This window comes from Curtobacterium sp. PhB137, from assembly GCF_003814955.1.
GTDB lineage: Bacteria > Actinomycetota > Actinomycetes > Actinomycetales > Microbacteriaceae > Curtobacterium.
Window position 1 is genome coordinate 382,679 of sequence record NZ_RKQO01000007.1, and the last position, 19,222, is coordinate 401,900.

General features: G+C 72.2%; 16 protein-coding genes. 10 read left to right on the top strand and 6 right to left on the bottom strand.

The genetic code is table 11. The features are described 5' to 3' along the window. The first annotated feature begins 152 nt into the window (after positions 1-152). Complete coding sequence (locus EDF28_RS13925) at positions 153-1,106, top strand: hypothetical protein (RefSeq protein ID WP_123938691.1); 954 nt, start codon at positions 153-155, stop codon at positions 1,104-1,106. Between the two features lie 91 nt (positions 1,107-1,197). Here EDF28_RS13925 and EDF28_RS13930 read toward each other — a convergent pair whose 3' ends face one another. Next, positions 1,198-2,982 carry a biotin carboxylase N-terminal domain-containing protein gene (locus EDF28_RS13930; RefSeq protein ID WP_111086611.1) on the bottom strand — a complete coding sequence of 595 codons (1,785 nt, stop codon included), beginning with the start codon at positions 2,980-2,982 and terminating at the stop codon, positions 1,198-1,200. A 79-nt stretch (positions 2,983-3,061) separates the two neighbouring features. Next, entirely contained in the window at positions 3,062-3,856 is a 795-nt protein-coding gene (locus tag EDF28_RS13935; protein ID WP_123938692.1) for a nucleoside triphosphate pyrophosphatase, read from the bottom strand. Positions 3,857-3,870: 14 nt separating this feature from the next. On the opposite strand from EDF28_RS13935, the gene EDF28_RS13940 reads away from it, so the two are divergent. The 4 genes from EDF28_RS13940 (at position 3,871) to EDF28_RS13955 (ending at position 8,433) form a co-directional block, all read left to right on the top strand. Next, the gene (locus EDF28_RS13940; RefSeq protein WP_123938693.1) at positions 3,871-5,130 is read left to right on the top strand and encodes a class I SAM-dependent RNA methyltransferase; all 1,260 of its coding nucleotides are present in this window, start codon (positions 3,871-3,873) and stop codon (positions 5,128-5,130) included. 131 nt (positions 5,131-5,261) lie between these two features. Next, positions 5,262-5,978: a response regulator transcription factor gene (locus EDF28_RS13945; RefSeq protein ID WP_111086608.1), complete on the top strand. Its 717-nt coding sequence runs from the start codon at positions 5,262-5,264 to the stop codon at positions 5,976-5,978. Positions 5,979-5,983: 5 nt separating this feature from the next. Next, entirely contained in the window at positions 5,984-7,387 is a 1,404-nt protein-coding gene (locus EDF28_RS13950) for a sensor histidine kinase (RefSeq protein ID WP_123938694.1), read from the top strand. Then, positions 7,384-8,433, top strand: a complete 1,050-nt coding sequence (locus tag EDF28_RS13955; protein WP_123292196.1) for a hypothetical protein — start codon at positions 7,384-7,386, stop codon at positions 8,431-8,433. The genes EDF28_RS13950 and EDF28_RS13955 overlap by 4 nt, the downstream gene beginning before the upstream one ends. Positions 8,434-9,109: 676 nt before the next feature. Here EDF28_RS13955 and EDF28_RS13960 read toward each other — a convergent pair. Then, positions 9,110-9,364: an acyl-CoA carboxylase subunit epsilon gene (locus EDF28_RS13960; protein ID WP_123938695.1), complete on the bottom strand. Its 255-nt coding sequence runs from the start codon at positions 9,362-9,364 to the stop codon at positions 9,110-9,112. A 13-nt stretch (positions 9,365-9,377) separates the two neighbouring features. Then, positions 9,378-10,973 (bottom strand): acyl-CoA carboxylase subunit beta, encoded by a 1,596-nt coding sequence (locus EDF28_RS13965; protein WP_123292198.1) that lies wholly within the window; start codon positions 10,971-10,973, stop codon positions 9,378-9,380. A gap of 74 nt (positions 10,974-11,047) precedes the next feature. Between EDF28_RS13965 and EDF28_RS13970 the strand changes: the two genes are divergently transcribed. The 4 genes from EDF28_RS13970 (at position 11,048) to EDF28_RS13985 (ending at position 15,202) form a co-directional block, all read left to right on the top strand. Then, entirely contained in the window at positions 11,048-11,848 is an 801-nt protein-coding gene (locus EDF28_RS13970; protein ID WP_123938696.1) for a biotin--[acetyl-CoA-carboxylase] ligase, read from the top strand. Between the two features lie 4 nt (positions 11,849-11,852). Next, positions 11,853-12,401, top strand: coding sequence for a PH domain-containing protein (locus tag EDF28_RS13975; protein WP_123292200.1), 549 nt, complete (start codon positions 11,853-11,855; stop codon positions 12,399-12,401). A 66-nt stretch (positions 12,402-12,467) separates the two neighbouring features. Beyond that, positions 12,468-13,775: a UDP-glucose/GDP-mannose dehydrogenase family protein gene (locus EDF28_RS13980; RefSeq protein WP_123938698.1), complete on the top strand. Its 1,308-nt coding sequence runs from the start codon at positions 12,468-12,470 to the stop codon at positions 13,773-13,775. Positions 13,776-13,816: 41 nt separating this feature from the next. After that, on the top strand, positions 13,817-15,202 hold the full coding sequence (locus tag EDF28_RS13985; RefSeq protein ID WP_123938699.1) for a hypothetical protein: 1,386 nt from the start codon (positions 13,817-13,819) through the stop codon (positions 15,200-15,202). Here EDF28_RS13985 and EDF28_RS13990 read toward each other — a convergent pair. Beyond that, positions 15,169-16,356 (bottom strand): glycosyltransferase family 4 protein, encoded by a 1,188-nt coding sequence (locus EDF28_RS13990; RefSeq protein ID WP_123938700.1) that lies wholly within the window; start codon positions 16,354-16,356, stop codon positions 15,169-15,171. The two genes, EDF28_RS13985 and EDF28_RS13990, sit on opposite strands and share 34 nt — an antisense overlap. A 48-nt stretch (positions 16,357-16,404) precedes the next feature. Here EDF28_RS13990 and EDF28_RS13995 point away from each other — a divergent pair, with 48 nt between their 5' ends. Further along, complete coding sequence (locus EDF28_RS13995; protein ID WP_185094247.1) at positions 16,405-17,628, top strand: polysaccharide pyruvyl transferase family protein; 1,224 nt, start codon at positions 16,405-16,407, stop codon at positions 17,626-17,628. 434 nt (positions 17,629-18,062) lie between these two features. On the opposite strand, the gene EDF28_RS14000 is transcribed toward EDF28_RS13995, so the two are convergent. Beyond that, positions 18,063-19,034 carry a GH25 family lysozyme gene (locus EDF28_RS14000; RefSeq protein WP_221182564.1) on the bottom strand — a complete coding sequence of 324 codons (972 nt, stop codon included), beginning with the start codon at positions 19,032-19,034 and terminating at the stop codon, positions 18,063-18,065. Between the last annotated feature and the right edge of the window lie 188 nt (positions 19,035-19,222).

The following is a 19,222-nucleotide window of genomic DNA, read 5'->3' on the forward strand; positions in this document are numbered from 1 at the left end:
GCGCTCCGCTCGTTCGTGTTGCGCCCCGCTGCGGGCATCGCGCCCCGACTCTTCGGGGCGCGATGCCTGCAAGCGGGTGCGCTGCCCCGTGGCCTGTCCACAGATCGCGCAGACCCCGCTCGCGACGGACCGGGCGTCGCGATCATCGGAGCATGGAACACGAACCCATCTCGACCGTCGGCCTCGCGCAGGACCCCGGTCGTGCGTCGGCGATCCGTCGCGCAGCGGATGCCGGCGCCCTCGTCCGGGTGCACCGTGGCACGTACATCGGGTCGGGCGAGTGGGCCTCGATGACGGAACGCGAACGACATCGCATGCTCGTGCGGAGTGTGCTCGCCGGCGGGACGGGCTCCGTCGTGGTGTCGCACCGGTCAGCGGTCGCCGTGCTCGGACTGCCGTGGATCGGGGCGTTCGGCGAACGTGTCACGGTGACCGACCCTTCTCGGGACCGGGGCCAGGTCAAGCAGAGCATCCAGCGCATCGGCAGCGCCGGCCGGCGACCGTCCTCCGTCGAGGTCGACGGTGTACCCGTCACGACGTTGACCGAAACCGCGGTCGACGTCGCCCTTCGCGAACACCCGTGGCGTGCCATCGTCGTGCTCGACGCGGTCCTGCGGCGCGGCGTCGAGCGGGCGACGATCCTCGAAGCGCTCGGCAGTCGCCGTGCTCGCGGGCATCGACGCGCACGGGAACTGGTCGAGTACGCGGATCCGCTCGCCGAGTCACCGGGGGAGAGCATCACACGGTGGGGTGCGCACGTGCTCGGCGCACCGGACCCGGTACTGCAGCAGGAGTTCCGGCACGACGGCCTGCTGCACGACCGGGTGGACCTGTGGTTCGCGGAAGCCGGGGTGATCGTCGAGTTCGACGGCCGGGTGAAGTACGACGACCCGCGGCGAGGACGCACAGCGGCAGACGCCCTGGTCGACGAGAAGCGCCGTGAGGACCGTCTCCGCCGCCGCCGTGGGGTCAACGGCTTCGCACGGGTGATGTGGTCGGACGCGATGCCCGCGGGGCAGCTCCCACGTATCCTGCACGACGCCGGGGTGCCGCTCGGTCCGAACTGGGGTACTGCCTGGCGTCATGCTGCGAGCCGCGCCCTCTGACGGTCATCGCGCCCCGAAGAGTCGGGGCGCGATGACCGCAGCGGGGCGCAACCCGAGCCGACGGCCCGCGACGGCCCGCGACGCCGCGCGCCTACGCCAGCTCGAGCAGCACGTGACCGGACGAGACCGTCTGGCCGACCGGGGCGTTCAGCCCGGTGACGACGCCGTCCTTGTGGGCCTGCACGGGCTGCTCCATCTTCATGGCCTCGAGCACGACGAGCAGATCGCCCTTCACCACGGTGTCACCCTCGGCGACCGCGAGCTTCACGACGGTCGCCTGCATCGGCGACGCGACGGACCCGCCGGACTTCGCGATGCCGCCCTTGACCGCCGACGAGCGGCGCTTCGGGGGAGCGGAGGGACCGGCCGGACGACGACCGGCGACACCGGCGGCGGCACCGCCACCGACGATCGACGGCATGGTGACCTCGATGCGCTTGCCCTGCACCTCGACGACGACCGAGTCGCGCGAAGCCGGCGCCGGCAGTTCTTCCGGAGAACCGCTCCACGCCGGGATCTCGTTGACGAAGTCGGTCTCGATCCACTGCGTGTACACGGAGAACGGCGAGGAGTCATCCGTCGCGAACGCCGGGTCCGACACGACCGCACGGTGGAAGGGGAGCACGGTCGGCAGGCCGGTGACCTCGAACTCGGCCAGTGCACGACGCGAGCGCTCCAACGCCTCGGCGCGGGTGGCACCGGTGACGATGAGCTTCGCGAGCATGGAGTCGAACGAACCGGACACGACGTCGCCGCTCACGACGCCGGAGTCGACGCGGACGCCGGGGCCGGACGGCGCGTTGAACGCGTGCACGGGGCCGGGCGCGGGGAAGAAGTTGCGGCCCGGGTCCTCGCCGTTGATGCGGAACTCGAACGAGTGCCCGCGGGGCGTCGGGTCGGAGTAGTCGAGCACCCCGCCCTCGGCGATGCGGAACTGCTCGCGCACCAGGTCGATGCCGGTGACCTCTTCGGACACGCAGTGCTCGACCTGCAGGCGGGTGTTGACCTCGAGGAACGACACCGTGCCGTCGGCGCCGATCAGGAACTCGCAGGTGCCGGCACCGACGTAGCCGACCTCGCGCAGGATCGCCTTCGACGACTCGTACAGTCGCTCCTGCTGCGCGTCCGTCAGGTACGGCGCGGGTGCTTCCTCGACGAGCTTCTGGTGCCGGCGCTGCAGCGAGCAGTCACGCGTCGACACGACGACGACGTTGCCGTGCTCGTCCGCCAGGCACTGGGTCTCGACGTGGCGCGGCTTGTCGAGGTACTTCTCGACGAAGCACTCGCCCCGACCGAACGCCGCGATGGCTTCACGCGTCGCCGACTCGAACTGCGAGGCGACCTCGTCGCGCGTCCGTGCGACCTTCAGGCCACGGCCACCGCCGCCGAAGGCCGCCTTGATGGCGACCGGCAGGCCGACCTCGTCGGCGAACGCGATGACCTCGGAGGCGTCCTTGACGGGCTCGATGGTGCCGGGCGCGAGCGGCGCGCCGACCTTCTCGGCCACGTGGCGCGCGGAGACCTTGTCACCGAGGCGCTCGATCGAGTCCGGCGACGGGCCGATCCAGGTCAGTCCGGCGTCGATGACGGCACGGGCGAAGTCGGCGTTCTCGGCAAGGAACCCGTAGCCCGGGTGCACGGCGTCTGCGCCGGACCGTCGGGCGACCGAGATGATCTTGTCGATGACGAGGTAGGTGTCGGCGCTCGTGGTGCCGTTCAGCGCGTAGGCCTCGTCGGCGAGGCGGGCGTGCAGGGCGTCACGGTCCTGGTCGGCGTAGACGGCGACCGATGCCTTGCCTGCGTCGCGGGCCGCGCGGATGATGCGGACGGCGATCTCGCCGCGGTTCGCGATGAGGACCTTGCTGATACGGGGCATGAGACATCAGCGTATTCGTGCAACGGGAGCACGAATTGACTGGCACCCACAAAGAACCGTGCCGAACAAGTGCGGATGTCTACAGTGACCAGAACTCGTGCCAGCGGACGCCGAAGCCGCGGAGCAGCATCGACCGCAGCACCGGCAGGGACAGCCCGACCACCGCCGACGGTGCCCCGTCGATGCGCGAGATGTACGCCGCCGCCCGCCCGTCGATGGTGAACGCCCCCGCGACCTCGAGTGGCTCGCCCGTCGCCACGTACGCGTCGATCTCCTCGGCGGACAGGTCGTCGGCGAACGTCAGCACGGCGCTGTCGACGGCGACCACGCGGTCGCCACCGGCGGCCAGGGCCGACCCGCCGGGCGCGACGTCACCCAGCTCCGGCACGCCGGCAGGAGACGTCACCAGGCTGCGGACGGGAGGCGCGGGGCGGGCCGCATCCGGGCCTCCCGTCCGCCCCGTGGCCGGGTCCAGGTCGCGGCGCCGGTCGTCGCGTCGTCGATCGATCACGCAGTGCCCACTCCACAGCGTCCCGCCGCCGGCGGCGAGCATCTGCCGCCAGCGCTCCCGGGCCACCGACGGGTCGTGCGGCTTGCCGTACAGGCGCCCGTCGACCTCGAAGGCGGAGTCGCCGCCGAACACGAAGCCGTCGACCGGCGACCCGGCGACGTCGGCGTCCGCGACGGCCGACGCCTTGGCGACGGCCAGCAGCGACACGAGCTCCGGGCCGGTCAGGTCACGGCCGAGCGCGGCGGCGGCCGCGGACGCCGCGGCGTCCTCGTCGACCCCGGGCGACACGAGCACGGGCTCCATCCCGGACTGGGCGAGGAGTGCTCGGCGGGCGGGGGATGTACTCGCGAGGTACAGACGCATGGGACCATCGAACCATGGGTGAATCCGTCGGAACGCTGCTCGAACTCGACGTCACCGGGATCGCCCACGGCGGCATCTCGGTGGCACGGCACGAAGGCCGGGTGGTCTTCGTCACGGACGCGATCCCCGGGGAGCGCGTCGTCGCCCGGGTGACCGAGGACCGGAAGAAGTCGTTCTGGCGCGCCGACACCGTCAGTGTCGTCACCGCGAGCGAGCACCGCGTCGACCACGTCTGGGCCGAGGCCGCGCTCGACCGCGACCCCGAGACGCGCCCGGGCGGTGCCGAGTTCGGCCACATCGCCCTCGCACACCAGCGCACGCTGAAGCACGACGTGCTCGTCGACTCGTTCTCGCGCTTCGCGCACACCGACCTGACGGAGGTCCTGGGATCGGACGTCGTCGTCGAGGCCGCACCCGGTGACGACGCCGCGAACGGCCTCGGCTGGCGCACCCGGGTCCGGCTGCACGTCGACGAGCACGGCACCGCCGGCCCGTTCGCCGCGCGCTCGCACTCCGTCATCCCCGTCACCAGCCTGCCGCTCGCGAACGACGCCGTGCAGGAGAGCGCGCCGCTCGGCCGTGGCGTGATGCCCGGCTCGTCGGTCATCGACGTGCTGGCACCGAGTGGCTCCGAGGGGGCGCGCCTCGTCATCGACGAGCAGAAGCCCACCGTGGTGACCGAGGTCGTGGGGGAGCGCACCTTCGCGGTGGACGACAACGGCTTCTGGCAGGTGCACCGTGCCGCGGCGTCGGTGCTCACCGAGGCCGTGCAGGACCTGGTCGACCGCGACCGGCTCGACCCCGAGGGCACCCACCTGGACCTGTACGGCGGCGTCGGCCTGCTCGCCGCCGCACTCGGCGACCTCGTCGGCCCGAAGGCGCGCCTCACGAGCGTCGAGAGCGCCGCACGCGCGACCGAGCACGCGCAGGAGAACCTCGCCGAGTGGCTCGGTGCGCGCGCCGAGACCGGCCGGGTCGACCGCTGGCTCGCGACCACGGTGGCGAACGCCTCGCGCGCCGAGAAGGACCGGTTCCGCGCCGGCACGATCGTCCTCGACCCGCCGCGCGCCGGTGCCGGTCGTCAGGTCGTCGAGCAGATCGCGGCACTGCACCCGTCGCAGGTCGTCTACGTCGCCTGCGACCCCGTCGCGCTCGCCCGCGACGTCGCGACGTTCGCCGACCTGGGGTACAAGCTCGAGGCGCTGCGGGCGTTCGACCTGTTCCCGCACACCCACCACATGGAGGCCGTGGCACGCCTGACGCCCGCGCGCTGACGGGCAACCGGGCGGTTTCGTCCGCGTGGCGCGTCCGGTTTCCCCGGACCTGAGTCCAGCCTGGGTATCCTGGGCGCTGATGGCGATCCGGTTTCAGGGGCCGGGGACGCACATCGGAACGAGAGGCCACAGTGGGAGCAGGAACGACAACCGCAGCCGAGACGTCGGGCACGGCCACCAGGCCGGTCCGGGTCGCGATCGTGGACGACCACGAGTCCGTGCGACTCGGGATCCAGGCGGCGTGCCAGAACGAGGGCTTCGAGGTGGTGCTCACCGCCGCGAGCGTGCCCGAGTACGTCCAGAACCTCGACGGGCGCGAGGTCGACGTCGTCGTCCTCGACCTGTCCCTCGGTGACGGCTCGACCGTCACCGAGAACGTCAAGGGCGTGCAGGGGACCGGCTCCGCCGTGCTCGTGCACTCCATCGCGGACCGCGTCGCCAACGTCCGTGAGGCACTCGCAGCAGGGGCTGCCGGTGTCATCCCGAAGTCGTCCGCCACGAAGACGGTGATGGCAGCCGTCGCCACCGTCGCGCGTGGTGACGTGCTGAACAACCTCGAGTGGGCGAGCGCCATCGACGCCGACCGCGACTTCGCGAAGGCCCAGCTCGGCCGGCGCGAGCGCGAGATCCTGCACCTGTACGCCTCGGGCCTGCCGCTCAAGCTGGCGGCGCAGCAACTCGGCATCGGGTACTCCACGGCTCGTGAGTACCTCGACCGCATCCGCGTGAAGTACGTCGAGGTCGGTCGCCCGGCCCCGACGAAGGTCGACCTCCTGCGACGGGCGGTCGAGGACGGCATCCTCCCCGGGCTCGACTCGGGCATCGACCCCGACGGCGACGGTCGCTGAACACGATGGCGAGCGCGGCTGAGCCGGCGTCGCGCCGGGGGAGCGGCCCGGGGACCGGTCGGGGGACCGGTCGGTGGTTCGGCCGTGGGTCGGGCGGCACTGGTGCGGCGTCTGGCCATGCCGGCCGCGTCCCAGCAGGCTCGGGCCGTGCTCCCGGTGGCGACCCGGTCGGCTTCGGTGACGGCGCGCCGTTCGGCGCCGACCCGTCGCGCAGCGTCCGCGCGTCGATCACGCAGGCGTCGGTGGAGCGTGCCTTCGCGATCCTGCTGGCGATGACCGCGGTCGGCCTCGGCATCGTCGACACCCCGGCGGTCCTCGCCCAGCTGCCGTACCTCGACCCGTTCTGGGGCCCGGTCGTCGCGATCGCGCTCGGGGCGTCGTTCGTCCTGGTCGGGGTCTCGGCGTTCGTGCCGCGGGTGGCGCAGTTCGCGCAGATCCTGTGCGCGCTGCTCTTCCTGGTCGCGTTGACCACGTGGCCGCTCACCGTGCAGGACTCGATCCCGTCCACGCAGCAGCCGTGGCCGTGGTGGTTCTGCACCGTCGGCTCGACCGCGGCGGCCATGGGCTTCGCCACCTGGCGGGCCACGATCTACACCGCACTGGTGCCGGCGATCTACGTCGTCCTCCGGCTCACCCCGGTCGGCGGCGACGCCGGGCTCGTCCGTGCGCTGCTCGACGGCGTCTACACGGCGCTGCTCAGCGGTGCGGTGCTCGTCATCGCCGTGGTCCTGCGCCGTGCTGCTTCGTCGGTCGACACGGCGCAGTCGACCGCGGTCCGCCGGTACTCGCACGCCATCCGCGAGCACGCGGTCGAGGTGGAGCGCGTGCAGGTCGACGCGATCGTGCACGACAGTGTGCTGACGACCCTGCTCTCCGCCGCGCGGGCCGACACGCTCGAGGCGAAGACCCTCGCCGCCCGCATGGCACGGAACGCCATCGACCACCTCGAGGCCGCAGCGGCCGACGGCCCGGACGACGACACCCCGGTCACGCTCGCCGACCTCCGCACCCGCATCGGCGAGGCGATCGGTGCCCTCGCGGCGCCCGTCCGGCTCGTCCCTGCCCCGTCCGGGTCGGTCCGGCTGCCGGCGTCGGTCGCCGACGCCCTCGCGTCAGCAGCACTGCAGGCGGCCGTCAACAGCGTCCAGCACGCCGGTGGGCCCGACGTCGCCCGGTGGGTCCGCGTCGAGCAGCACGACGACGGCGTGCACATCGAGGTCGGTGACGACGGTCGCGGGTTCGAGGTCGCGACGATCCCGTCCGAACGACTCGGGGTGCGGCGGTCGATCATCGAGCGCGTCGCCTCCGTCGACGGCCGCGCCGAGGTGCACACCGCCCCGGGCGAGGGCACGCGCATCGAACTGACCTGGTCGCCCGCGACGCCCACGACGACGGGAGCCGCAGCGTGAAGGTCTCCTTGCCCGCGAGCATCGCGCTCGGCCTGGCGTCGTTGTTCTCCGTCTACCACCTGGTCCTCGCCGTCGCGTCGCTGCAGCGCGTGCACGACGTCGGCCCCGTGATCGCCTGCATGGTCCTCTACGCGGCGGCCACCGGCACCGCGTTGTTCGTGCCCGGCAAGGTCCTGCCGGTCTGGACGGCGTGCTTCTCGCTCGCAACCGCGATCATGATGCCGCTCGTCGCGGCGCCGGTCGTCGACCTGGCGAAGGGCCCGGGGTCCGCCACGTGGTGGATCGCCGCCGTCGGCACCCTGATGGTCGTGCTCGTCGTGCGGGGACGCGGCCCGTTCGCCTGGGCCGGGGTCCTGTTCCTCGCCGTGTACACGGTCGCCTGGGCCGGTCTCGATGCGCTCGGCACACTCGGGGTGCTCGGCAGCGTGGCCTGGGTCGCGATCGCCACGGTGTTCGCCATCGCCATGAACCGCGCCATCCGGAACACCCGCGAGCTCATGCGCGCCGAACAGGAGACCGCCGACTGGCAGGCGGCGCAGGACGCCCACGTCTTCGAGCGGCAGTTCCGCCTGAGCCAGACCACGCGGATGGCCCTGCCGATGCTGCAGCGGATCATCGACTCGTGCGGTGACCTCGACGACGCGGACCGGGCCGAGTGCCTGCACCTCGAGCAGGCCATCCGCGACGAGATCCGCGGCCGCTCCCTGCTGTCCGAGGACGTCCGCGACGAGGTCATGCGCCTGCGCCGCCGGGGTGCGACGGTGCAGCTGCACGACGACGGCGGTCTCGACGAGCTCGAGGTCGACGACGTCCGCCGCATCCACGCCCGCATCGCCGAGGCGCTCCGCCAGGCCCGCGAGGCCGACAACGTCATCGTCCGCACCGTCAGCGAGGGGTCCGACTCCGCGGTGACGGTCGTCGGGCTCAAGCTCGACACGGCCGCGAGCGAGTCCGCCGCCCTCGGAGCGGGCATGGAGGACGACGACGGCGACGAGGACGACTCCGTGGCCCTCTGGCTCGAGATCCCGCGGCACGAGCCCGCCTGAGGCGCGCTGCGCCCGCTCGAGCTGGCACCCGGTGCGTGCGCATCTTCCGACGGACCACGAGGTGATCGACGCGCGGAATGTCGGAACATGCGCACGCATGCGGTGCGTACGCATGTTTCGACATTCCACGAGGTGATCGACGCGTGGAATGTCGCGAAAGTGGCGCGCGCGGCAGTGGACGCGGGGCGTGGCGGCCGGGAGGCGCGTGGCGGCGCCACCACGGGCCTCCCGGCCGCACCGTGGTCGCGCCGGGCTGGCGCCGACGGCTGACGCGACCGTTCCGACAACACACGAGTCGTTCGACGCGTGGAGCGTCGCGAACGGGGTGCGCGCGCGCACGCCCCGGAAACGGGGAACGGGCCGGTCGTATCCGACCGGCCCGTTCACGACCCGAGGCTGAGCGACAACCCGAATGTCGCCCTGCCTCGCAGCGGGCGGTGGCGTCGTACCCTAGTCGGCCACCGACCTGCGATGTTCTTCGTTGAAGGACACCGAACACCAGTAACTATGCCAACCCACAACCCCTGTGTCAGTCGTCATTATGGGGGACAAATTCGGCATTTCCGGTCCTCTTCGGCGTTTCGTGTCCCCCGTGCGAGGGGATGCCGACCGGGAAGTGCAGCCTGCAACGTCCGCCGGGTCGGGGACACCAGGGGTACAGCGAGGTCAAGGTCCGTCAGCGGAGCGAACGGCCCCAGGCGCCGGGACCGTGGTCGAGCGGGCGACGCAGGCCGCGGGCCGAGGCCTGCCACCCGGTGCGCGGCTCGTCGACGACCTCGGCGCGACCGGCCGCTGCGGCCTCGTCGGCCTGACGCTGCAGCACGGCGACGACCGCTGCGAGCTCCTCGGGGGTGGGCTCACCGGCGACCACCCGGACGTCGGCCACCGAGGCGGGCTCGTCCGAGGGGACCGGTGCTGCGTGACGACCCATCAGTGCGCACCCATCAGAGTGGGATGTTCCCGTGCTTCTTGGGCGGCAGCGTCGCACGCTTGCCGCGCAGGGCACGCAGGGCCTTGATGACCGAGACGCGGGTGGCGTGCGGCTGGATGATGCCGTCGAGCTCACCGCGCTCGGCCGCCAGGTACGGCGACGCGACGTTGTAGGTGTACTCGTTCGCGAGCTTCGTGCGGACCGCTGCGACGTCCTCGCCGGACTCCTCGGCGCGCTTGATCTCGGCGCGGTACAGGATGTTGACGGCGCCCTGACCACCCATGACGGCGATCTCGGCGGTCGGCCAGGCCAGGTTGATGTCCGCGCCGAGCTGCTTCGACCCCATCACGATGTACGCGCCGCCGTAGGCCTTGCGCGTGATGACGGTGACGAGCGGGACGGTGGCCTCGGCGTAGGCGTACAGGAGCTTCGCGCCGCGGCGGATGACCCCGGTCCACTCCTGGTCGGTGCCGGGCAGGTAGCCGGGCACGTCGACCAGGGTCAGGATCGGGATGCCGAACGCGTCGCAGAACCGCACGAAGCGGGCTGCCTTCTCGCCGGCGTCGATGTTCAGCGTGCCGGCCATGGCCTGCGGCTGGTTCGCGATGATGCCGACGGTGCGGCCCTCGACCCGGCCGAAGCCGATCAGGATGTTCGGCGCGAAGAGCGGCTGGACCTCGAGGAACTCGCCGTCGTCGACGACGTGCTCGATGATCGTCGTGACGTCGTACGGCTGGTTCGTCGAGTCCGGGATCACGAGGTCGAGCTCGTGGTCGGCGTCGGTGGTCTCGAGCTCCGGGGCGACGTCGTAGGCGGGGGCGTCGGACAGGTTGTTGTCCGGCAGGAACCCGATGAGCGAGCGGGCGTAGTCGAGCGCGTCGGTCTCGTCCTCGGCCAGGTAGTGGGCCACGCCGGAGACCGCGTTGTGGGTCTGCGCGCCGCCGAGCTCCTCGAAGCCGACGTCCTCGCCGGTGACGGTCTTGATGACGTCGGGGCCGGTGACGAACATGTGGCTGGTCTTGTCGACCATGATCACGAAGTCGGTGAGGGCGGGGGAGTACACCGCGCCGCCGGCCGCCGGGCCCATGATGATCGACAGCTGCGGGATGACGCCGGACGCCTGGGTGTTGAGGCGGAAGATCTCGCCGTACTTGCCGAGCGCGACCACGCCCTCCTGGATCCGGGCCCCGCCGGAGTCGAGGATGCCGATGATCGGCACGCCCGTCTTCAGCGCGTGCTGCATCACCTTGATGATCTTCTCGCCGGCGACCTCGCCGAGCGAGCCGCCGAAGACGGTGAAGTCCTGCGCGTACACGGCGACGTTGCGGCCGTGGATCGTGCCGACGCCGGTGACGACCGCGTCGCCGTAGGGGCGCTTGGCGTCCATGCCGAACGAGGTGGTGCGGTGGCGGACGAACTCGTCGAACTCCACGAAGGAGTTCTCGTCGAGCAGCTGCTCGATGCGTTCGCGCGCGGTGCCCTTGCCCTTGGCGTGCTGCTTGGCGATCGCGGACTCGCCCGCAGCGGTCACGGCCTCGTGGTACCGCTCGCGGAGGTCGGCCAGCCGGCCTGCCGTCGTCGAGAGATCGGGGGTGTCTCCTGAAGTCACCCGCTCACCCTACCGGCGGCGACGTCGGGGCCGGTTGGAGGACCCCCACGGTTCCTGCCCGTACATTTGCGTGCATGTCCACATCCCCGTCGTCGTCGTTCCCCGCCACCAGCGAAGCGGTCCGGTCGACGGGCGCGACCCTCACCGTCCCCGACGAGACCGGCTCCACCAACGCCGACCTGCTCGCCGTGGCACCCGAGCAGCAGCACGGCAGTGTGGTCGCGACGCTCCACCAGACCGCGGGCCGGGGGCGCCTCGACCGCACGTGGAGCGCACCGGCGGGCGAGGCGCTGGCCGCGAGCCTGCTCGTGCGCGCCTCCCTCGCCGACCACGACCGTGGCTGGCTGCCCCTCGTCGCGGGTGCCGCCATGCGTGACGCGATCGCACGGGTGCTGCCCGCCGGCGCCGACGTCGCCGTCAAGTGGCCGAACGACGTCCAGGTCGCGGGCGACAAGGTGTGCGGCATCCTCTGCCAGGTCGCCTCCGACCGCAGCATCGTGGTCGGCGCCGGCGTGAACCTCACGATCCCTGCCGACCGCCTGCCGACCCCGACGTCGACGTCCCTGCTCGTGGCGGGCGCGGTCGACGACGCCTCCGCGTTGGCCGACGCGGTCCTGTCCGCCTTCCGGGCAGCCGTCCTGGAGGCCGTGGCCGGCCTGGTCGCCGGTGGTCCCGCCGCCGAGTCGGTCCGGTCCCACGTCCGCGCCGCGTGCGGCACGATCGGTCGCCGCATCCGCCTCGAGCTGCCCGACGGCACCGTGGAAGAGGCCGACGCCACCGGCATCGACGACGAGGGCCGCATCACGATCCGGGATCGAGCGGGTGACTCCAGGGGCGTCGCCGTGGGGGACGTCACCCACCTGCGGTATGCATGACGGCATGACCGCCGAGCCGCCGCCCGAACGCGTCGTCGCTCGCCTGCGACCGCACGCTCGTCGGCTCGTGCGCCCGGCGGTGTTCGTCGTGCTGGTCGTGGTCGCCGGCGGGTTCGGGTTCGGGGTGTTCCAGGCGCAGCTGGCGTGGCTGAACGCCGTCGTCGCAGGACTCGTCGTGGTGCTCGTGGTGTTCGGCGGCGCCGTGCCGCTCTTCCGCTGGATGTCCGAGCGGTACGTCGTCACGACCCGGCGGCTCGTCGTCGTGCACGGGCTCGGCACCCGTACCCGGCAGGAACTCCTGCACTCCCGCGGGTACGACGTGACGGTGCGCCGGCGCGGGCTCCAGGGCGTGTTCCGCTCCGGTGACGTCCTGGTGTTCCCGGGCGACGACCCCGCCGTGGTGCTCGCGGATGTCCCGCACGCCGACCTCGTGGTGGCCGTCCTGCACGACCTGGTCGAGGCGTACGAGGCCCGGCGGCGGCACCGCGAGCCGGACTGGGACGAGATCGTCGGCGGCCCGGACCGACCGCCGTGGGGCGACGTCCGCGCCTGACGCCGCTGCGACACCCTGGGTACCGGGGTGCTGGAACTCCCACGAGAAACCGGTACCTTCTTCGTCGTGCGTATCTCTGTCATCGGCTGCGGGTACCTCGGTGCCGTGCACGCCGCCTCCATGGCCAAGCTCGGACACGAGGTCGTCGCCGTCGACGTCGACCCGGCGAAGATCGAGCGGCTCGCTGCCGGCGAAGCCCCCTTCTTCGAACCCGGGCTCCCGGAGATCCTGACCGAGGCGCTCGCCTCCGGCCGGATCCGCTTCACCACCGACATGGCCGAGGTCGCCGGTGCCCGCGTGCACTTCCTCGCCGTCGGAACCCCGCAGAGCCCGACCGGTGCCGCGGACATGACCTACGTGAACGCCGCGGTCGCCGCGCTCACTCCGTACCTGTCGGCCGGTGAGTTCGTCGTCGGCAAGTCGACCGTCCCGGTCGGCACCGCCGCTCGCCTCGCCGCCGAGGTGTCCGAGGCGGTGCCCGGGGCGACGCTCGTCTGGAACCCCGAGTTCCTGCGTGAGGGCTTCGCCGTGCAGGACACCATCAGCCCGGACCGCTTCGTCTACGGCGTGCCGGACGGTGACGCCGGGCAGGCCGCCGTCGACGCCCTCGACGAGGTCTACGCCGAGGCGCTCGCGTCCGGCACCCCCCGGCTCGTCGTCAACCTGCCCACCGCCGAGCTCGTCAAGATCAGCGCGAACGCGTTCCTCGCCACGAAGATCTCGTTCATCAACTCGATGGCCGAGATCGCCGAGGTCGCCGGCGCCGACGTCACCGCGCTCGCCGACGCCATCGGCCACGACGCCCGCATCGGCCGCAAGTTCCTCAACGCCGGCCTCGGCTTCGGCGGCGGCTGCCTGCCCAAGGACATCCGGGCGTTCCAGGCCCGGGCGAACGAGCTCGGCGTCGGGGAGTCCCTGGCGTTCCTGGCCGACGTCGACGCCACGAACCTGCGTCGTCGTGCGCACGTCGTCGAGCTGGCGCAGGAGCTGCTCGGCGGGGTCGTCAGCGGCAAGCGCGTCGCGGTCCTCGGTCTGGCCTTCAAGCCGAACTCGGACGACGTCCGTGACTCGCCCGCCCTCGACATCGCTGCGCGCCTGCACGAGCTCGGTGCCACCGTGTCCGCCTACGACCCCGAGGCCGTCGTCACCGCGCGTCGCGTGCACCCGGAGCTCGACTTCGTCGAGACGGCGGCGGACGCGCTGTCCGGCGCCGACCTGGTCCTGGTGCTGACCGAGTGGACCGAGTTCCGCGAGCTCGACGCGACCACGGTGGCGTCCCTGGTGTCGAGCCCGGTCGTCGTCGACGGCCGCAACTGCCTCGACCGCGACGCCTGGACCGCCGCTGGCTTCACGTACCGCGGCATGGGGCGCTGACGCCGATCGTCGCGGACCGGCTCCGGCGGCTGTCCTCCGGCGTGCTGCGTCCCGCCGGGAGACTCCGCGGGCGCGACTGGGCGACCCCGGTCGTGCTCGCCGCCACCCTGCTCGTCCTGACGGCGTCGGTGGCGCGGACGTTCTCGTCGATGCCGCTCGCGAGCGTCGACGAGTCGGCCCACGTCGACTACGTCCTGCGCGTCTGGCACGGCCAGCTGCCGGTCCTGTCCGACGGCATCCGGTTCCGTCCGGGCTTCGGCGGGACACCGCCCGTCCAGTGGGTCGCACAGCACCCGCCGCTCTACTACATGCTGCTCGCCCCGGTGATGGGCCCGCTCGTCGACGCCGGGCACCCGGTGCAGGCCGTGGTGCTCGGCCGTCTGGCGAACGCCGTGTTCGTCGCCGCGATCGTGCCGGTCGCCGCGTGGGCTGCGGCCAGGTGCTTCCCCGGGGTCGTGCGGCTCCCGGGCACCGTGGCCGTCGTGATCGCGTCGACGAGCGTCCTCGTGGTGCAGGGCGGTGTCGTGTACAACGACTCGCTCGCAGCGTTGACCTGTGCGCTGGCGTGCGGCGTCGCCGGTGCAGCGCTCCGGTCCGGCGTGGGACCGGGGCTCGCCGTGGGCGGAGCGCTCGTGGCGGCGGCCGGCACGACCACCCGCCTGTCGTTCGCCCTGTGGCTCGTGGCGATCGTCGTCGCGTTCGCACTGGCCCGCACGGTCCGGTTCGGCAGGCTCCGCGGTGTCTGGGCCCGCGTCGTCGTCGCGGCGGTCCCGGTGCTCGCCGCCGCGGCCGCCTCCGGGTGGTTCTGGCTGCGGAACCAGGCCCTGACCGGCTCGTTCAGCGGTCGGCCGACCGCCTGGCCCGGGTACACCCCGCGGCCGCACTACTCCGAGGCCGAGGTCGTCTCGATGCTCGGCTTCTGGCGGCAGCTCTTCGCCCTGTACCGCGGCTCGTTGCCGATCGCGAGCCCGCTGCCGTGGGTGCTGCTGCTCGTCCCGGTGCTGCTGTTCGTCGCGGCCCTCGTGCTGCGGCGCCTGCGCCCCTGGGCACCTACCGACGACGACCGGTGGCCGCGCCGCCTCGTCGTCGCGATGCTCGTCGTGGTCACGCTGCTGTTCGTCGTCGTCGAGATCCGCTACACCGCCGGGGGCGGCGCACCGCTCAACCGGTACACGCTCACGGTGCTGCTGCCGATCGCGTTCGCGATGGCGGCGGGCTTCCTCGCCTGGCGTCGTGCGGCGACGTGGCTCGTGCTGGTGTGGGGTGCCGCGGCCGTCGTGCCGACGTGGTCGCTCGTCCGGTTCGAGGGCTCCGAGCTCGTCGGGCACTCCGGCGCCGTCGTCGTGGTCGCGTTCGCGGCGGCGGTCGTCTGCGCCGCCGGGATGCTGGTGGCCTACGCGATGGCCGCGCGCAGCACCGACCGGTAGCGCTCGCCGATCCGTTCGGTGGAGAACTCCGCCGCCGACACCACGGCCTGCTCCTGGTAGCGCGCCCGTGCGGCGTCGTCGGTGAGCACGCGCTGCAGTGCTGTCCGCAGCGCGGCGACGTCACCGGGGGGCACGAGGACCCCGGACACGTCGTCCTGCACGACGTCGCGGATGCCGGGCAGGTCGCTCGCGACGATCGCGGCACCGACGGCAGCGGCCTCGAGCAGGGTGACGGGCAGTCCCTCTTGGTCGCCGTTCGCCGCGGGGATCGACGGCACCGCCACGACGGTGGCCGCAGCCAGGGTCTCGAGCACCTCGGTGCGCCCGCGCTGGCCCAGGAACGTCACGGGCAGTCCGGCGGCCTGCTGCTCGAGCTGTGCCCGGTACGGACCGTCACCGACGACGGTGAGTCGCCACGGCACGTCGTCGCCGAGGCCGCGGAGCGCCTCGATCAGGTTGCCGAAGCCCTTCTTCTCGACGAGCCGGCCGACCGCCACGACGTGGTTCTCCTGCGCGGGGACGCGGGCGCGGGTGTCACGGGCCGGGCCGAGGTCGACGCCCATCGGGATCACGGTCGACCGCGCCTCGGGCACGCCCCACTCGGTCAGCCGCTCCCGCATCTCGGAGTTCACGGTGGTGACGTGCGCCGAGCGGCCGAACACCCAGCGCTTCAGGCGGACCAGGGGAGCGGCACGGAGCGCGTAGATGTCCCCGCCGTGCGTCGTGACGACGATGGGGACACCAGGGGCCGCCAGCGTCGCGACGAGCGCCTGCGGGATCGCCCAGTGCGCGTGGATGACGTCGGGCTTCGCGGAGCGGACCACGCGGCGGATCGCGAACCACTGCGCGAGCACCAGGGCCGGCACCTGCACGATGCGCGACCGGCGTTCCTTGAGGTTGTCGAGGATCGCGCCGTCGGCCAGGTCCTCGAACGCCTTCGGGAAGTACGGGAACCGCCGGACGCCGACGTCGCCGATGCGTTCGGTGGTGGCACCGCCCGGGACCCGCGGCGTGAGCACCATCGTGTCGAACTCGAGCGCCTCTTGGTGCGCGAGGTCGAGCACGAACGCCGGCACGCCGTCGTCCGGACGGGCCGGGAACGTCGAGCCGAGGACGAGCAGGCGGGGACGGGCGGAGGGGGTGGGGCGGGACATCGTGCCTTTCCGGGGGTCGCGGGGGACGGTCCGGTAGGCTCTCCACCCGTGCGCGTTCTGATCCACAATAGCGATTCGCCCCACAACCGCGGGGACCGGGCGATCCTCGCCGGCAACGTCGAGCTGGTCCGCAGGCGGTGGCCGGACGCCGAGATCGTCTCCCTGTCGCAGTACCCCGAGCGGGACGCCGCCTGGTTCGGGATCCGGTTCCTGCCGGTCTCGCCGTACAGCACCGGCATCGGCGACCTGTTCGCCCTGCTGCGTGCCGCGCGCAGCGCCGACGTCGTACTGTGGGGCGGCGGCGAGATCCTCAAGGACTACACGAACAAGCTCGGCCTCGTGTACTGGTTCGGCAAGATGCTGCTCGTCCGCGCGGTGAACAAGAACCTGATCGGCGCCTTCCAGGGCATCGGTCCGACCACCGCCGGCGTCAGCAAGCGCCTGATCCGCGCCACCGTCGACCTGAGCCGCTCGTTCGCCGTCCGCGACGACGAGTCCCGCGAGAAGCTCCTGGCGTGGGGCGTCCGCACGCCGATCGTGTCGTCGTTCGACCCGGCCGTCGTCGGGACCGTCACGACGCCCGACGCCGACGTGCTCGAACGGCTCGAGCGCACCACCGGACTGACCGCCGAGCGCCTCGAGGGTTCGATCGGCTTCGGCGTCCGCCGCTGGTTCCACTACAAGCGCAGCGGCTGGATCCCGTTCCGCTTCCTGCCGAAGCGCTTCCGGCAGACCGGCGTCGACAGCGACAAGCTCGTCACCTACCGCCAGGCCGTCGCCGACCTGGCCGACCGCGTCATCGACCGCTGGGACGCCGACGTCGTGTTCTACCCGATGCACATGGAGGCGTCGGAGGGCGACGCCGCCTTCGCCCGCGAGGTCATCGCCCTCATGCGGCACGCGGACCGCACCCACGTGGTCGAGGCCGACGAGTTCTCACCGTCCGAGTACGCGGGCCTGATGTCCTGCAGCCGCCTGTTCCTGGCGAGCCGGCTGCACTCCGCGATCGTCGCGACCATCGCCGGCGTCCCCGCCGCGGTGCTCTACTACGTCGACAAGGGCCGGCTGTTCTTCGAGCAGATGGGCCAGCAGGAGTTCTCGAAGCCGATCGAAGCAGCACTCGAGCCGACGTTCGTCGACGACGTGACGGCGCAGCTGGAGCGGCTCGACGCCGACCGCGACGCGGTCCGCGCGCAGCTCGCCGAGGGCGTGGCCCGGATGGCGACCGCGCTCGACGCCGACTTCGCCGAGGCGACCCGCGACGTCCGCTGACACCAGCGGCTCGCGATCGTGAGCCGATGACGGACGGGAGGCCCGTGGCGACACCGCCACGGGCCTCCCGTCCGTCCGGGCGAAGCTCGCCGGCGCGTGGTGCGTGGGCTGCGCATCGTGCGTGCGTCGTCGTCCGGTGCGGGCTTGCCCGCTTGGTGCGCGGTTGTGTGTCGGCACGGGGCGTGCAACGGCGCACCGGGTGTCGGAGTCCGCACCGTGCGGCGGACGGGAGGCCCGTGGTGCGTGGGCTGCGCACCGTGCGTGCGTCGTCTGGTGCGGGCTTGCCCGCTTGGTGCGTGTTTGTGTGTCGGCACGGGGCGTGCAACGGCGCACCGGGTGTCGGAGTCCGCACCGTGCGGCGGACGGGAGGCCCGTGGCGACACCGCCACGGGCCTCCCGTCCGTCATCCGCACCCGCTCAGGGCGTGACGCGCGTCACTCGGTCTTGGCCGCGAAGCGCTTCAGGTACGTGATGTCGTTCCGGTAGACGTCCTGGTCACCCGGGAGCACCCCGCTGGACGCCCACTGCCAGAAGGTCCACTTCGACCAGCTGCGCCCGAGCGTGCCCGGCGTAGTGAAGTTCTTGACCGGGTAGATCGCGACGAACAGCGGGTTCTTCGAGAACTGGTTGCTGTTGTTCGTGCAGCGCTTCCACCAGTCGGTGGTCGTGTAGATCGCGGGGTAGCGGTGGATCTTCTTGTAGACGGTGTTCGAGAAGTCCTTGATCCAGCTGCGCATCTGGCCCCAGGTCTTGCCGTAGCAGGTGCCCTGGGCCGCGCTGCCGTACTCGATGTCGAGCAGGGGCGGCAGGGTCTTGCCGTCCTTGCTCCACTGCCCGCCGTGCGCGAAGAAGTAGTTCGCCGTCGCGGCGCCGCTCGCCTGGCTCGGCTGCGCGTACACGTAGCCGCCGCGGTACAGGTTCCGCTGCTTGGCGGTGGCGTACTGCTGCTTGTAGGTCGAGCTGACGTAGGAGGTGCCCTCGGTCGCCTTGACGTAGGCGAACCGGGCGCCGTTGCGGTACGCCTGCAGGAAGTTGACGCTCGGCTGCCACGCGCTGATGTCGAACCCCTGGACGCGTCCCGGTGGTGGGCCGGACGCGGTGGCGGCGGAGGAGGTGCTCAGCGACTGGGCGCTCACGCCACCGGCGGCGCTGTCCGGCGCGGTCACCGTGACGTGTGACTCTCCGGCGTGGGCGGCGATGCCGGCCCCCATGGTGTGGTTCCCGGTGCGGTCCATCTCGGCGATGGAGAGCTGCTCGGCAGCGGGAGCCGCGGCTGTCGTCGTCGCAGTCGGTGCCGGCGTGGCCGGGGCAGTCTCGGCGACCGCCGTCCCGCTGCCGAAGGTGATGGCCCCGGCGACGGCGGCAGCGGTGCCGAGTCCGAGGATCTTGGTGATCGGTGCGCGCATGTGGTCTCGTCTTCCCTGTCGAGATGCCGTGGGCCCCTGATCACCCACGCCGCGGTCCGAGCGATGCTACCTGGCGAGCGACCGTGCTGTCCGCCACGCGCAGGACGTCAGCGCAGGACGTCGGCGCATGACGTCAGCGCAGGACGTCGGCGCATGACGTCAGCGCAGGACGTGCTGCGGCACGCCGC